The following is a 15311-nucleotide window of genomic DNA, read 5'->3' on the forward strand; positions in this document are numbered from 1 at the left end:
CTGCCCCACCTGCTGGGGAGAAAGTCCTGTCATTTGAGGGGGATGCATGACTTGTGGTTTGAAAGGGCGTTCTGCTATGACTGTACGCGGATCGGACCCGTGCTGAAGCTCATCATCGAAGACGACGAGGGGCGCAAGACCGTTGTTCCCTTCGTGCGCGACGAGATCACCATCGGCCGTCAGGAGGGAAACACCATCCGCCTGACGGAACGTAACGTGTCTCGTCGTCACGCACGACTGGTGCGGTTGAACGGCCATGTCGTGGTGGAGGACCTGGGTAGCTATAACGGCACCCGGATCAACGGCGAGCGTATCGCGGGTCAGTCGCCCCTGAATGAGGGCGACCTGATCCAGATCGGCGACTACGACCTGGCACTCCAGGCCGAGGGCGCCGCGAACGCCGTAGGCCCCATCACGACCAAGGTGCCCGCGCGCCGGCAGGAATCAGAGCCCGACGAGCCTGAGGGCTCCGAGGACGAGTCGCCCGGCGACGGGGAGGAGAACGACCACACTCCTCCGTCCCTGGACGGCGCGGACAAGCGTCGAAACTCCACCTCCATCATCCGGTTGGATCATGTGGAGGCGGACCGCCCGCGAAAGCTGGAGGACATCGACACCAAGGACGCGCCGCGTCTGGTGGTGTTGACCCCGGACGAGCTGCGCGGTCAGGAGTTCGCGTGCATCCGGACGGAGCTGCGCATCGGCCGGACGGACGACAACGACATCACGTTGGATCATCGCTCGCTGTCGCGCACGCATGCCAAGCTGGTGCGCGAGAACACCGGCGAGTGGCGTGTCATCGACATGCAGTCCGCCAACGGGATGACGGTCAACGGCGAAAGCTACGCCCAGGCGACGCTGAACAGCGGCGACGTGGTGGAGCTGGGCCACGTGAAGCTGCGCTTCCTGGCCGCCGGTGATGCCGCGGACGAGGCCGAGGAGCAGGGCGCCAGCGAAGGCGGCATGTCGAAGCTGCCGCTGGTCGCCGGGCTCGTCGCGCTGCTGCTGGGTGGCGGCGTCATCTTCTGGATGTACAAGCAGGGTCAGCTTGGTGGGGGGACTCCCCAGCCTGTCGACCCCGTGGCCGTGGTGCCGAACACGAAGCCCGTGGATCCGCCCCCGGTGGTTCCGGTGAAGCAGCCGCCCGAGGACGTCAAGCCGCCGGAGACGGTGGCGCAGCCGGAGACGCCTGCCGCGCCGGCGAAGCCGACCTACAAGGAGCTGATGGACAAGGCCCGGGCCGCGTTCGACAGCAAGGACCTGGAGCTGGCCGAGAGCACCCTGGCGGAGCTTCCCGAGGGCGACAAGTCCCGGAAGGAGGCCAAGCAGCTGCAGGGCAAGGTCGACTCCGAGAAGAATGCGCAGGCTCAACTCGAGAACGCGCAGAACTCACTGGGCGCGGGCAAGCTCGAGGACGCCAAGAAGTCGCTGGATGCCGCCGCCAGCACCGAGTTCTTCAAGGACCGCTACGCGGAGCTGAGGAAGCAGGTCGGGGCGCTCGAGAAGAAGCAGCAGGATGAGGCCGCGGCGGCGCAGGCGGCAGCCCAGGCCCAGAAGCCCCCCGCGAACACCCCGCCCGCGAACGCCAAGGAGCCCGACAAGGCGAACGTCGAAGACCCCACCATCGAGTTGGTGAGCAAGACGCGCGAGCTCCTCAAGCAGCAGAACTACCGCGAGGCGCTCACCTTCGCGGAGAAGTGCGCGAGGGTGAACGACTCGAACGCCGACTGCCACCTCGTGCTGGGAATCACCCGCGCACGGCTCAACGAAATCGACGAGGGGGCCAAGCACTACCGAAAGTTCCTGGAGCTCGCCCCGGCGAATCACCCCTCTCGCAAGGGCGTTACGGATCTCCTGAAGGCGTACGACAGCAACCGATAGCAGAAGCTCAAGGGAGGCGGACCATCCCCCATTGGCTGCGCGTGCTCGCCCCCTCCCCGAGCCCCAGCTCGACGACGTTCACCTGCAGCGAGGAGACGCTGTGCAGATTCGCATCCTGGTGGTTGATGACGAGCAGGACAACTGCGACTACCTCAAGCTGGTGCTGACCCGCGAAGGCTACGAGGTCGTCACCACGACGGACCCCACGCAGACGGTGGAGATCCTCCGTGGCTCCGACTTCCACCTCGTCATCCTCGACATGATGATGCCGCAGATGTCGGGGACCGAGGTGCTGGAGCAGATCCGCAAGTACGACACCGACGTCGCCGTCATCGTCGCCACCGCGTACCCCACGGTGGACACGGCCGTCGCGTCGCTCAAGGCCCAGGCCTCTGACTACGTCAAGAAGCCCATGGAGCCCGAGCAGTTCATCTCCGCCGTCCGCAACGCCCTCCAGAAGAAGGGCCTGTCGCAGGACCCGGAGGCGGATCTCCACCGCGCCATCGGTCGCACCATCCGCGACGCCCGCAAGACGCAGGAGCTCACCCTCAAGCAGCTCGCGCGGCGCACGGGCCTGTCCGTGTCCCTGCTGTCGCAAATCGAGCGCGCCGAGTCCTCGGCGTCCATCTCGTCGCTCTACAAGATCGCCTCCGCGCTCCAGCTGCGCATGGGCGAGCTGTTCGGCGACACCTGAAGCACCCCCACCGCCTCGCCGGCCGCACCAGTCTCTAGCGGCCGGTGAAGCGGGGCGGTCTCTTCTCCAGGAACGCCGCCCGCCCCTCCTTCGCGTCCTCGCTGGCGAACGCCCTCGCGCGCAGCTCCCGGAGCCGCGCCCGCTCCGAGTCCCCGAGCGGCGAGCGCCCCAAGAGCCCGAAGGACTCCTTCATCCCCGACACCGCCCCAGGCGCATGCCCCGCCAGCGTCGCGCACAGCGCGTCCGCCCGCGCCTCCGCGTCCTCCTCGCACGCGTCCAACAGCCCCCAGTCCAGCGCCTCGCGCGCGTCCAGCTTCCTCGCGGTAAGGAACAGCTGCTTGGCCCGCGACAACCCCACCAGCCGCGTGGCCCGCGCCAGGCCCTCCGGCGAGTAGACGATGCCCAGCTTCGCCGGAGGCATGAGGAAGACCGTCTCCGGCGCGCCCACGCGGAAGTCACACGAGGCCGCCAGGTCGAACCCTGCCCCCACCGCCGCGCCGCGCACCAGCGCCACGCTGGGCGCCGGGTGCCGCTCCAGCTTGAGCAGGCAGTCCACCAGGATGTCGTCCGGGAGCCGCCCGTCCTCCCCGGGAGGCCCCAGGTGCGTCAGGTCATAGCCCGCGCAGAACGTCCCGCCCGCGCCTCGCACCAGCAAGGCGCGCACGTGCGGCGCGGGCTCCAGCGCCGCGGCCAGCCGCGCCAGCATCGCGTCGTTGAGCGCATTGCGGCGGGCCAGGTTGGAGAGCGTCAGCACCCGCACGCCGTCCTCCCGGTCCTCCACCTCCACCCCGGGTGACTTCTCCATCGTCATGGGCTTCGACTCGCCTCCACACACGGATTTCGCGCGCGAACCTCCCACGCTTCCGCCCCGGCATGCCTCAGCAAATACGGCCGTCCGCGGGCACCCACACCTCGTCGCGGGGGCCCTGCTCTCCTGCCCGCTCGACGAGCGAGACACCGTGCAACAGGTCCCTACAATCCAGTAAATTTGCGGCTGTAGGAGGGCATGGCGTACCTTGTCACACCGTGAAGCCCTCCTCTTCCTCAGGCACTGGTGTTGGTGTGGTCGACCTCCATGGCGCGCGTCGCGCGCGGCGGATGGACCTCTACCGTGGCCGTCACGCGGACCGCGTCCGCGGAGTCCGAGGCACGCTCGAAGCACTCACCCAGAGCGGCACCCTCTTCACCCAGGACGGCACGCGCCGCGGCCTGTCGCTGCTCAAGGCCCTTCAGCTGCTGCAGCGGGCCGGCGCGCGACTGGAGGAGCTGTCGGGGAGCGGTGTGATTCCGGCGCCCCGCAAGCAGGAGCGCATCGACGCGCTGTACGAGGAGCTGGACACGCTCTTCGCTCGCGCGGACAAGCTGGCCGGGCGGGACGAGGCCAGCGTGGCCCAGCTCCCCGCCCGCTAGTCCTTCGCGGGGACTACGGCAGCTCCGTCTGACCCTGCCGGCGCAGGAACGTGGGGATGTCGAACTGGTCCTCGTCCAGAGGCAGCGCCGACTCCTTCACCACGGACGTGCGGTTGCTGATGCTCTTGCTGGACTCCACCGGAGCGAGCGGACGCGGCGCGCTGCCCTTCGCGGGGACCAGGCTGGCCACCTCCTCGCGCGCGCCAATCAGCACCGACTGCTGCGGCGAACGGGACAGCGGCACCTGCACCACCGGCGCCACGTTGCGGACCTTGGGCGCATCGCGGTGCACGAAGCCCGTCGCGATGATGGTGATCTTCACCTCGTCCTGGATGTTCTCGTCGATGAGCGAGCCGAAGATGATCTCCGCCTCGCTGTCGGCCGCGTCGTGCACCAGGGTCAACGCCTCGTTGACCTCCTGGAGCGTCATGTCCCGGCCGCCCGTGATGTTGATGAGCAGGCCCGTGGCGCCGTCGATGGAGACGTCCTCGAGCAGCGGGCTGGAGATGGCCTGCTGCATGGCCGTCAGCGCGCGCTTGTCACCGGACGAGTTGCCCGTGCCCATGAGCGCCAGGCCCTTGTCGCTCATGATGGTCTTCACGTCGGCGAAGTCGACGTTGATGTAGCCGTGGTACTGGATGAGGTCGCTGATGCCCTGCACGGCGTTCAGCAGCACCTCGTCCGCGCGCTTGAAGGTCTCCAAAAGCGGCATCGGCTCGTTGGAGAGCGACAGCAGCCGCTGGTTCGGAATCGTGATGAGCGTGTCCACCGCGGCCTTGAGCTCCACGATGCCCTGCTCGGCCTGCTTGCGGCGCTTGTTGCCCTCGAAGAGGAAGGGCTTGGTGACGACGCCCACCGTGAGGCAACCCAGGCTCTTGGCGATGTCCGCGATGATGGGCGCCGCGCCCGTGCCGGTGCCGCCGCCCATGCCCGCCGTCACGAAGACCATGTCGGCGCCCTCGAGCACCGCGGCAATCTGGTCCCTCGACTCCAGCGCGGCCTCGCGGCCCATCTCCGGGTTGGCGCCGGCGCCCAGACCCTTGGTCAGCGTCTGCCCCAGCTGCAGCCGCGTGGGCGCCTTGCTGGCGGCGAGCGCCTGGATATCGGTGTTGGCGGCGATGAAGTCCACGCGGTCCAGCTTGGACATGATCATCGTGTTGACCGCGTTGCAGCCTGCCCCACCTGCCCCGACGACCCGAATCTTGGCGGCCTGCTTGTTCTGATCGAACTGGTCCATACGCGGTCCTTTCGGCAGGCGTCGCGCGATGCAGCGCGCGGGCCTCCAACCTCCACAATCATCAGCAAGTCCCGATCTTTGGCAAGTATTCCGCTACGCACATGTAGCGGGATGAGGCGGCACCGAGTCCTGACGCGCACTTACGCAGCGGCGTCGGCAGCAAGCAGCGTGGCGTGGAGGGTCCACTTCGCCCCTTGACTCGCGAAAGGCGGCGCGCCCTGGCGGGTCCCCCACCCCGGCGTGACGGGTCTTCACGCACCGTCAGGCCTTCAGGACTCGTGGTGGAGGACGCGCCTCACGACAAAAACCGAGGGTGGCCCCGGACAGGATTCCGGGACCACCCTCGGGGTTCAGCTCCAGCTCAGGTCAGCTCAGGGGCTCTCGCGCTCCACCTCGACCTTGCCGACGCGCAGGATGGTGAACTCCACGCGGCGGTTGTTCTCGCGGCCCTTCGCCGTCTTGTTGGTGTCCACCGGCTTCGCCTCGCCGAAGCCCTGCGACTCCAGGCGGCCGGCGTCGATGCCCTCCTTCACCAGGAACGCGCGGACGTTGGCGGCGCGGCGGCGCGACAGGTCCAGGTTGGCCGCGTCGTTGCCCTGGTCATCCGTGTGGCCCTCCACCCGCAGCAGCTCCACCTGCGGATTGGCGCGAAGCACCGCGGCCACCTGCTTCAGCAGCGGGAAGCTGCGCGGCAGGATGATGTCCTTGCCCGTGGCGAAGTAGACCTTCTCCAGGATGAGGATGCGCTCGCCATCCACCTGGACCTTCACCTTGCCCTTGTCGGGGCAGCCGTCCTCGTCCTGGACGCCGTTGATGGTCTCCGGCTCCAGCGGGCACTTGTCCGCCACGTCCGGGATGCCGTCCCTGTCGTTGTCCGGGTCCGGGCAGCCGTCCTCGTCCTGGAAGCCGTCCTTGTCCTCGGGCTGGTTCGGGCAGCGGTCATCCGGGTCGAAGATGCCGTCGCCATCCGTGTCCACCGGCGGCGCCACGTCGGGGCAGCCGTCCTCGTCCTGGAAGCCGTTCTTCGTCTCCGGCTCGTTCATGCACTGGTCGTCGCCGTCGAGGATGCCGTCCTGGTCGTTGTCCGGGTCCGGGCAGCCGTCCGCGTCCTCGAAGCCGTCCTTGTCCTCGGGCTGCGTGGGGCAGCGGTCGTCCGGGTCGTAGAGGCCGTCGCCGTCCGTGTCCACCGGCGGAGGCGGCGCCGTCGGCTTGGGCGACGGCGGCGGGCTGAAGCTGAAGCCCGCCAGCAACCGGTAGCCAGGCGTGCCGTAGCCTCGGGTCAGGCCCGGGCCACCGCCGAGGTGCGCCGAGAAGCCCTTCGCCGAGCGGTACTTCAGCGCGGCGAGCAGCTCCAGCGGGCTCTCCTCCGTGTCCTGCTCGTCCAGACCGATGGCGCCAATCACCGTCGCCTCGGCGGCGAGCGGGACGCGGCCCAGCGTGAAGGGAATCTCCGTGCCCAGGCCGTAGGTGAAGGCGTTGCCCGCCGTCAGGTTGCGCAGCACCTGCTTCTCGCGCAGGTCCACGCCGACGTTGGCGGCGAAGCGGACCCGCTGCCCGTACTCGGCCACCAGCTTCGGCTGCACCGCCACCCCCGAGCCCCCGAGGAAGTCGTTGCCGCCCGCCGTGGGGAGCACCACCGGCACCGCCAGCGCGAGCCCGAAGTTCTCCCCGTCGATGATGCGCGCCTTCGGAACCAGCCGCAGGTCACCGATGCCGCCGGAGCTCACGCCATCCGCCAGCGAGGCGTCCACCTGCGGCGCCGGGTCCGAGCCCTGGATGGTCACCGGCAGCACCACGCCGATTTCGAAGCGGTCGAACAGACCCACCGCGCCCATCAGGTCGATGCCCACCTGACGGCTCACCACCGCGGTGATGAACCGGTCCGAGCGCGGGTCCAGGAAGTTGAGCGGCTTGCTGGCGTAGTTGAGCGACAGGCCCAGGTTGAGGCCCAGGTGGCGCTGCACGCGGGCGCTGTGCAGACCAAGGATGTCCTCGGCGCCCGGGCCCGGCTTGTAGCGCTGCACGTCGATGGACTGCGACGCGCCCCGGGGCGGCGTCACCTGCGCGTGGGCAGGCTGGGCCACGAGCGTCCCCGCGAGGACCAGGCCTCCGGCGACCCCCGCCGCCACCGCCCGCGACGAGCGGCGGAGGCGACCGAAGAGGGGCAGCGCGAGCAGCAGCAGCGCCAGCGGAGCGAAGGTGCCCGCGCCGCCCGTGCTGCAACCACGGCCCACCACGACGAAGTCGTCGTTGCCATCGAGCGGGTTGGAGCCGCCCTCGACCTCGTCACCGTCGCTCGCCCCACCGCGGTCGGTGTCGGCGTCGTTCGGGTTCGTCTCACCGTTGTCGAGGCCACCGTTGTGGTTGGCGTCCTCCTGGCCATCGCGCAGGCCATCGCCGTCGGTGTCCGGGTTGAGCGGGTCGGTGGCGTTGGAGCCCTTCACCTCCACGCCGTCGCTCAGCTCGTCGTCATCCGAGTCGGCGTCGTTCGGGTCGGTCTCCGCGGCGTCACGGCGGCCGTCGTGGTTCTTGTCCTCCTCGCCATCGCGCAGGCCGTCACCATCAGTGTCCGGGTTCTTCGGGTCGGTGGTGGTGGTGGGGTCCGCGTCCGGCACGAAGTTCGGCGAGTCGAGGTTGGTGCCCGGGCCCGCCGTCTCGCGCGTGACGCCGCGCTCGGTGCCGTCGTTCAGCCCGTCGTTGTCGCTGTCCGGGTCGAGCGCGTCGATGACGCCGTCCCCATCCGTGTCGGTGAGGCCATCCTCGCCGTCGGGCACGCCGTCGTCGTCGGAGTCCGCGTCGTGCGGATCCATGCCCAGCTCGATTTCGCGCGCGTCGGGGACGCCGTCCAGGTCGGAGTCCAGGTCGTCCGCGGCCACGTTCGGGTCCGTCTCGCCCGGGTCGACACGGCCGTTGTGGTTGGTGTCCTCGTTGCCGTCGAACACGCTGCCGCCGTCGGTGTCCCGGTTGAGCGGGTCCGTCGTCGTCGTCGGGTCCGCGTCCGGGATGAACACGTCCAGGTCCGTGTCCGTGCCCTGCGGCTCGGTGATGCCCAGCTCCGTGCCGTCCTGCAGCCCGTCGCCGTCCGTGTCCGCCTTGTTCGGGTCGGTCTCGCCCGGGTCGACGATGCCGTCGTGGTTCTTGTCCTCGTTGCCGTCGAGCACGCCGTCGTCATCCGAGTCGTCGTCCAGCGGGTCCGTCCCGCCGACGTTGACCTCGATGCCGTCGGAGATGCCGTCGCCGTCCGTGTCCGCGTTGTTCGGGTCCGTGCCGCGAGCAATCTCGTCCGCGTCCGTCAGGCCGTCGCCATCCGAGTCCAGGCCGATGGTCCACGTGAAGCTCGCCGGCGTGGGGTCCACGTCGCCGTCCGCGTCCACCGCGCGCACCTGGAAGGTGTGCTCCCCGTCCGCCAGGTTCGTGTACTGGGTGGGGCTGGTGCAGGGGGTGAAGGCGCCGCCGTCGATGGAGCACTCGAACGTCGCGTTCGGGTCGGCCAACACGGTCTCGAAGCTGAAGTCCGCGGTGGCGCTGCCGGAGCTCGCGGGCGGGCTCGCGGTGATGCGCGTGTCAGGCACCGTGTCCACCGTGAAGCTGTGGGTGTCCGTGGCGGTGTTGCCGTTGGCGTCCTCCGCCGTGGCCGTCACCGAGTGGGGCCCGTCGGCCAGCGGCGTCGACACGGGCACCGACCAGGTGCCGTCCACACCGACCGTCACCGTGCCCACCGTGGTGCCGTCCACCACGACCGTCACCGTGGCGCCCGGCTCACCCGTGCCCGAGTAGGTCACCGTGCCCGTGGTGAGCACCGCGCCCTCGGCGGGCGTGGTGATGGCCACCGACGTCTCCGCGTCCACCGTGAAGGTGTTGGTGTCCGTCGCGGTGTTGCCCTGCGCGTCCTCCGCCGTGGCCGTCACCGTGTGCGAGCCGTCCGCCAGCGGCGTGGCCACCGGCAGCGACCAGGTGCCGCCCGCGCCCACCGTCGCCGTGCCGACGACGGTGCCGTCGACCGTGACGGTCACCGTGGCGCCGACCTCGCCCATACCGGAGTACGTGACGACGCCGTTGTCGAGCACCGCGCCCTCCGCGGGCGTGGTGATTTCGACCAGGGTGCTCGTGTCCACCGTGAAGGTGTGCGTGTCCGTGGCGGTGTTGCCGTCCTCGTCCTCGGCCGTGGCCGTCACCGTGTGCGAGCCATCCGCCAGCGTCGCGGCGACCGGCACCGACCAGGTGCCGCCCGCGCTCACCGTCACCGTGCCCACCGTATTGCCGTCCACCACCACCGTCACCGTGGCGCCCGGCTCGCCCGTACCGGAGTACGTGACGACGCCGTTGTCGAGCACCGCGCCCTCCGCGGGCGTGGTGATGGCCACCGTGGTGGCGGTGTTCACCGTGAAGGTGTGCGTGTCCGTCGCGGTGTGGCCGTGCTCATCCTCCGCGGTGACCGACACCGTGTGCGAACCATCCGCCAGCGACGAGTTGCCCGGGACGCTCCAGCTGCCGTCCGGCCCCGCCGTCACCGTGCCGACGACGGTGCCATCCACCGTCACCGTCACCTCGGCGCCCGGCTCGGCCGTGCCCGTGTACGTCACCTCGGCGGTGTTCACCACCGCGCCCTCGGCGGGCGTGGTGATGGCCACGCGGGTGCTCGTGTCCACCGTGAAGGTGTTCGAGTCCGTCGCGGTGTGGCCCTGCGCGTCCTCGGCCGTGGCCGTCACCGTGTGCGGGCCGTCGTTGAGCGAGGAGTTGCCCGGGATGCTCCAGCTGCCGTCCGGACCCGCCGTCACCGTGCCCACCGTGTTGCCGTCCACGCTCACCGTCACCGTGGCGCCCGGCTCGGCCGTGCCGGAGTACGTCACCGTGCCCGTGGTGAGCACCGCGCCCTCGGCGGGCGTCGTCACTGCCACGTTGGTACCCGTGTCCACCGTGAAGGTGTTCGAGTCCGTCGCCGTGTTGCCGCTCGTGTCCGTCGCCGTGACGCTCACCGTGTGCGAGCCGTCATCCAGTGGCGTGGCCACCGGCAGCGACCAGTTGCCATCCGGACCCGCCGTCACCGTGTCGATGACAGTGCCGTCGACCGTGACGGTCACCGTGGCGCCCGGCTCGGCCGTACCCGAGTACGTCACCACGGGGTTGGTCAGCACCGCCCCCTCGGCCGGCGTCGTCACCGCCACCGACGTCGTCGCATCCACCGTGAAGGTATTCGTGTCCGTCGCGGTGTTGCCGTTCGTGTCCTCGGCCGTGGCCGTCACGGAGTGAGCACCATCCGGCAGCGGCGCGGCCACCGGCACCGACCACGTGCCGCCCGCGCCCACCGTCACCGTACCGACAACGGTGCCGTCGACCGTGACGGTCACCGTGGCGCCCGGCTCACCCGTACCCGAGTACGTCACCACCGGATTGGTCAGCACCGCGCCCTCGGCGGGCGTCGTCACCGCGACGGACGTGCCCGTGTCCACCGTGAAGGTGTTCGTATCCGTCGCCGTGTTGCCGCTCGTGTCCGTCGCCGTGGCCGTCACCGTGTGCGGCCCGTCATCCAGCGGCGTGGCCACCGGCACGGACCACGTGCCGCCCGCGCCCACCGTCACCGTGCCCACCGTCGTGCCGTCCACCACCACCGTCACCGTCGCGCCCGGCTCACCCGTACCCGAGTACGTCACCGTCGCGTTCGTCAGCACCGCGCCCTCGGCCGGCGTCGTCACCGCCACCGACGTCGTCGCATCCACCGTGAAGGTGTTCGAGTCCGTCGCCGTGTTGCCGCTCGTGTCCGTCGCCGTGGCCGTCACCGTGTGCGGCCCGTCATCCAGCGGCGTGGCCACCGGCACCGACCACGTGCCGCCCGCGCCCACCGTCACCGTGCCCACCGTGGTGCCGTCCACCACCACCGTCACCGTCGCGCCCGGCTCACCCGTACCCGAGTACGTCACCACCGGGTTCGTCAGCACCGCGCCCTCGGCCGGCGTCGTCACCGCCACCGACGTGCCCGTATCCACCCTGAATGTGTTCGTGTCCGTGGCCGTGTGGCCCTGCGCGTCCTCGGCCGTGGCCGTCACCGTGTGCGGCCCGTCGGCCAGCGGCGTGGCCACCGGCACCGACCACGTGCCGCCCGCGCCCACCGTCACCGTGCCCACCGTGGTGCCATCCACCACCACCGTCACCGTCGCGCCCGGCTCACCCGTACCGGAGTACGTCACCACCGGGTTCGTCAGCACCGCGCCCTCGGCCGGCGTCGTCACGGCCACGTTGGTGCCCGTGTCCACCGTGAAGGCGTTGGTGTCCGTCGCGGTGTGGCCGTTGGCATCCTGCGCCGTGGCCGTCACCGTGTGCGGCCCGTCGGCCAGCGGCGTGGCCACCGGCACCGACCACGTGCCGCCCGCGCCCACCGTCACCGTGCCCACCGTGGTGCCATCCACCACCACCGTCACCGTCGCGCCCGGCTCACCCGTACCCGAGTACGTCACCACCGGGTTCGTCAGCACCGCGCCCTCCGCGGGCGTGGTGACGGCGACCGACGTCTGCGTGTCCACCGTGAAGCTCGAGGTCGTCGCCGTGCTGGTGCGCGTCGCATCGCGAGCCACGGCCGACAGGTTGTAGACACCGTCCGCCAGCGTGCCCGGCACCGTGAAGGTCCAGTTGCCGCCGGAGATCGGGATGTTCGTGTACGTGGTGCCGTTGATGGTCAGGTCGACCAGCGTGGCTCCGCCGGACGCCGTGCCGGTGATCTGCGTCGGAGACGCGAGGAGCACCGCGCCGTTGGCCGGCGTGGAGATGACCGGAGGAGGCAGGGCGTTCTGCACGGTGAAGGTGTTGGTGTTGCTCACCGCGCTCGTCGCGCCGTTCAGCACGGACACCGCGTTCACCGTGTGGTTGCCTACCGCCAGGTCCGCGGTCGGCGTGTACGTGAAGTTGCCCGAGGCATCCGCCGGGACGGTGGCCAGCACCACACCATCGACGGAGATGACGACGGACGAGTTGGGCGTCGCCGTGCCGGAGATGGGAGGACGCACGCCCGTGATGGAGCCGTTGGCCGGCGTCACCACCACCGGAGCCGCCGGCGTCACGAAGGCGCCAGGGAGCGTGGTGATGACACCCGCGCCGCCCGCGATGGCGCCGTAGGTCAGCCCGTCCGGAGCGCCGGCCGTGGGCTGCGTCCCCGGAAGCCCACCCGTGACGGTCGCCGTGCAAGCCACGTTGGCGCCCTGGAACAGGATGCGACCACCACCCCCACCACCACCCGTGCCGTGCTCGGCGAAGGTGGTGCTGCCGCCGTTGCCGCCGTTGGCCGAGACGAGGTTGTTGTTGCAGGCCAGGTTTCCGGTGGTGCGCACGGAGACCGTGCCGCCGGAGCCACCACCGCCCGCCGCGTCGTTGGCGTCATCCCGGGCGTCCTCGCCCGCCACACCATTGGCCGAGACACGGCCCGTGCCCGACAGCGAGGCCGCGCGGATGTACACGATGCCGCCCGCCGCGCTGCCACCACCACCAAAGTCGTCATTGCTGTGACCCGCGCCGCCACCACCGCCGAAGAGCAGGGTGCTCACGGGCGAGTAGATCATCTGGGTACCACCGCGACCACCGACGTCACGGGAGGGAGGCTCGTCACCGCTCCACGTCCGGCCGCCCTTGCCACCCGCGCCCGCGCCGCCGCCACCACCTCCTCCTGAGTTGTGGCAGATGCCGCCACCGGCGCCGTTCGCGACGTTGCCGTAGCCCGAGGAGCCCGCAACGAACGGGTCGGTGTTGTCGTAGGCCGACAGCACCACGCCCTCACCCTTCTGCGCGCCACCCGGATACGCCTGGTTGATGCCAGTGCAGCCGTCACCCGAGCCGTTCCAGAAGATGCCGCCGCGGAAGCCTCGACCATCCGTGTGGATGGCGCCGTTGTTCGTCACCGCGCCAGTGGCCAGGAAGATGAGCACGCCGCCCGTGGCGCCGTCCCAAGGCGCTGCGACGATCGAGCCTGCGGCATTCACCGTCACCGTGGTGTACTCGGGGACGCGGATGACCTGGATGGGAAGAGTGCTGCTGGACGCGAAGGACACCGTGAACCCAGTCGCGAAGGAGAGGCGCGTCGCGGTCAGCGCAGTGACACGCGCGAACTCCCAACGCCCAACCGGGGCGTTCGCCGCCGTGCTCATGTCGATGGGCGTCTGGTTGCCTGAAGCCGGCGCCGTGAGCCCGGCCGGCTGGTAGACCATCACCAGGTTGCCCACCGCGAACCCGGTGGTGGACGCGACGTTGACGAAGGTCTGTCCAACTTGGACCGTCCCCGACGACACCCGGGTATAGGTGTTGATGACGGTGTTGGGGACGTTGACCGTCAGCGCCGTCGTTCCGTTACCGAGGTGGAAGCGGTCGGGCTCCGCGTGAGCCGCGGGCGCCGCCAGCGCGGCACACAGGAGCGCCAGCAGACCGACGACGGGCAAGCCAGCGCGTCCACGACGTGCCGCGACCTGCGAAGTGGGAGTTTTGGATGTGGGAGTCATAGGACCGGGGCCGCGGGGTGTAGGGACTGGCCCGTGCGGCAGTGAACGCCCATAGCAATCCAGGAGCCACACTCCGTCCACTTCCGGTCCACGCCCTGTTTCAGGGGGGTTCACTCGGACGCCCCCCTCCCTCCAGGCCCGCGGATCCGAATCACGGATCCGGATTCTGGAAACCGGATGACCCACCCCTCACGTCTCCCTCGGGCTGACCTGTCAGGACCCTGCGGGGCAGCCGCCCTGACACGTCAACGAAGGGGGCACCGCTGACGCATGCCGCCAGAAAAGCGACGAGGGGCCCTCCTTCCGGAAGAGCCCCTCGCGTTACGACAGGACGCGCGCTGCGTCCCAGGCGCTAGAAGATTTCCTCGAGCCACTCGCGCATGCGGCCCTTCACCTTCTTGTACACGTTCTCCTCGCGGATGCGGAACATGCGCCGGTCCAGGTGCTTGGCACCGTAGACGACCAGGCCCACGCCCGTGGCGTACATGGGGCTCTTCACCACGTCCACCAACCCGCCGATGCCGCGCGGCATGCCGCGACGCACGGGCAGCCCGAGCACCTCCTCGGCCAGCTCCGGCATGCCCGCCAGCAGCGTGGAGCCACCCGTAATCACCACGCCCGAAGCGAGCAGGTCCTCGTAGCCGCACTTCTGGATCTCGCGGTGCACGAGCTGGAAGATCTCCTCCACGCGCGGCTCCAGAATCTCGCAGAGGATCTGGCGGCCGAGCACGCGCGGCTGACGGCCCCCGACGCTGGGGACCTCGATGGTGTCGTCCTTGTTGATGAGCGACGCCAGCGCGCAGCCGTACTTCTGCTTGATGCGCTCGGCCTCGTGCGCGGGCGTGCGCAGGCCGATGGCGATGTCGCTGGTGAGGTTGTTGCCGCCCAGCGCAATCACCGCCGTGTGGACGATGGAGCCGCCGGAGAAGATGGCGATGTCGGTGGTGCCGCCGCCGATGTCGACGAGGCACACGCCCAGCTCCTTCTCGTCCTCGCCCAGCACCGCCTCGGCGCTCGCCAGGGGCTGCAGGACGATGTCGGAGACATTCAGGCCCGTGCGGTTGGCGCACTTGACGATGTTCTGCGCGCTGGACACGGCGCCCGTGACGATGTGGACCTTGGCCTCCAGGCGCACGCCCGCCATGCCCAGGGGCTCCTTGATGCCGCCCTGGTCATCGATGATGAACTCCTGGGGCAGCACGTGGATGACTTCCCGGTCCAGGGGGATGGCCACCGCCTTCGCCGCGTCGATGACGCGCGCGATGTCCGCCTCGCGGACCTCCTTGTCCTTCACCGCCACGATGCCCTGGGAGTTGAACCCCTTGATGTGGCCACCGGCGATGCCCGTGTAGACGTGGGAAATCTCCGCGCCCGCCATCAGCTCCGCCTCTTCGATGGCGCGGCGGATGGAGGAGACGGTCGCCTCGATGTTGACCACCACGCCCTTGCGCAACCCCTTCGACGGATGCGTCCCGATACCGATGATGTCGATACCGCTGTCGGTCAGCTCACCGACGATGGCGCAAATCTTCGTCGTGCCGATGTCGAGGCCGACAATGATCTCCCCCGACTTCTGCTTCGCCATGACAACCCTCCCAGGCCCCCCACTCTC

At 69.8% G+C, this 15311-nt stretch carries 7 protein-coding genes; 3 read left to right on the top strand and 4 right to left on the bottom strand.

What is annotated here, in order from left to right; translation table 11 throughout:
- The first annotated feature begins 99 nt into the window (after positions 1–99).
- On the top strand, positions 100–1881 hold the full coding sequence (locus AC6JA9_RS31970) for an FHA domain-containing protein (RefSeq protein ID WP_267699914.1): 1782 nt from the start codon (positions 100–102) through the stop codon (positions 1879–1881).
- A 100-nt stretch (positions 1882–1981) separates the two neighbouring features.
- Positions 1982–2575 (top strand): response regulator, encoded by a 594-nt coding sequence (locus AC6JA9_RS31975; RefSeq protein WP_046715490.1) that lies wholly within the window; start codon positions 1982–1984, stop codon positions 2573–2575.
- A gap of 34 nt (positions 2576–2609) precedes the next feature.
- Here the strand turns inward: AC6JA9_RS31975 and AC6JA9_RS31980 are convergent, their stop codons facing one another.
- Positions 2610–3386, bottom strand: a complete 777-nt coding sequence (locus AC6JA9_RS31980; protein ID WP_497958320.1) for an enoyl-CoA hydratase/isomerase family protein — start codon at positions 3384–3386, stop codon at positions 2610–2612.
- A gap of 251 nt (positions 3387–3637) precedes the next feature.
- Between AC6JA9_RS31980 and AC6JA9_RS31985 the strand changes: the two genes are divergently transcribed.
- Positions 3638–3985 (top strand): hypothetical protein, encoded by a 348-nt coding sequence (locus AC6JA9_RS31985; RefSeq protein WP_046715492.1) that lies wholly within the window; start codon positions 3638–3640, stop codon positions 3983–3985.
- Positions 3986–3998: 13 nt separating this feature from the next.
- On the opposite strand, the gene ftsZ is transcribed toward AC6JA9_RS31985, so the two are convergent.
- The 3 genes from ftsZ to ftsA all read right to left on the bottom strand — a co-directional run bounded on the left by ftsZ (position 3999) and on the right by ftsA (position 15284).
- Entirely contained in the window at positions 3999–5222 is a 1224-nt protein-coding gene (ftsZ, locus tag AC6JA9_RS31990) for a cell division protein FtsZ (RefSeq protein WP_046715493.1), read from the bottom strand.
- Positions 5223–5593: 371 nt separating this feature from the next.
- Positions 5594–13639: an adventurous gliding motility protein AgmC gene (gene agmC / locus AC6JA9_RS31995; protein WP_497958321.1), complete on the bottom strand. Its 8046-nt coding sequence runs from the start codon at positions 13637–13639 to the stop codon at positions 5594–5596.
- Positions 13640–14051: 412 nt separating this feature from the next.
- Complete coding sequence (gene ftsA / locus AC6JA9_RS32000; protein ID WP_046715495.1) at positions 14052–15284, bottom strand: cell division protein FtsA; 1233 nt, start codon at positions 15282–15284, stop codon at positions 14052–14054.
- Positions 15285–15311: the final 27 nt, after the last annotated feature.

The organism is Myxococcus sp. MH1 (assembly GCF_059738865.1).

Coding starts and splice junctions, on each gene's coding strand:
- AC6JA9_RS31980 (WP_497958320.1), bottom strand. CDS start 3,386: ATGACGATGGAGAAGTCACCCGGGGTGGAGGTGGAGGACCGGGAGGAC.
- ftsZ (WP_046715493.1), bottom strand. CDS start 5,222: ATGGACCAGTTCGATCAGAACAAGCAGGCCGCCAAGATTCGGGTCGTC.
- ftsA (WP_046715495.1), bottom strand. CDS start 15,284: ATGGCGAAGCAGAAGTCGGGGGAGATCATTGTCGGCCTCGACATCGGC.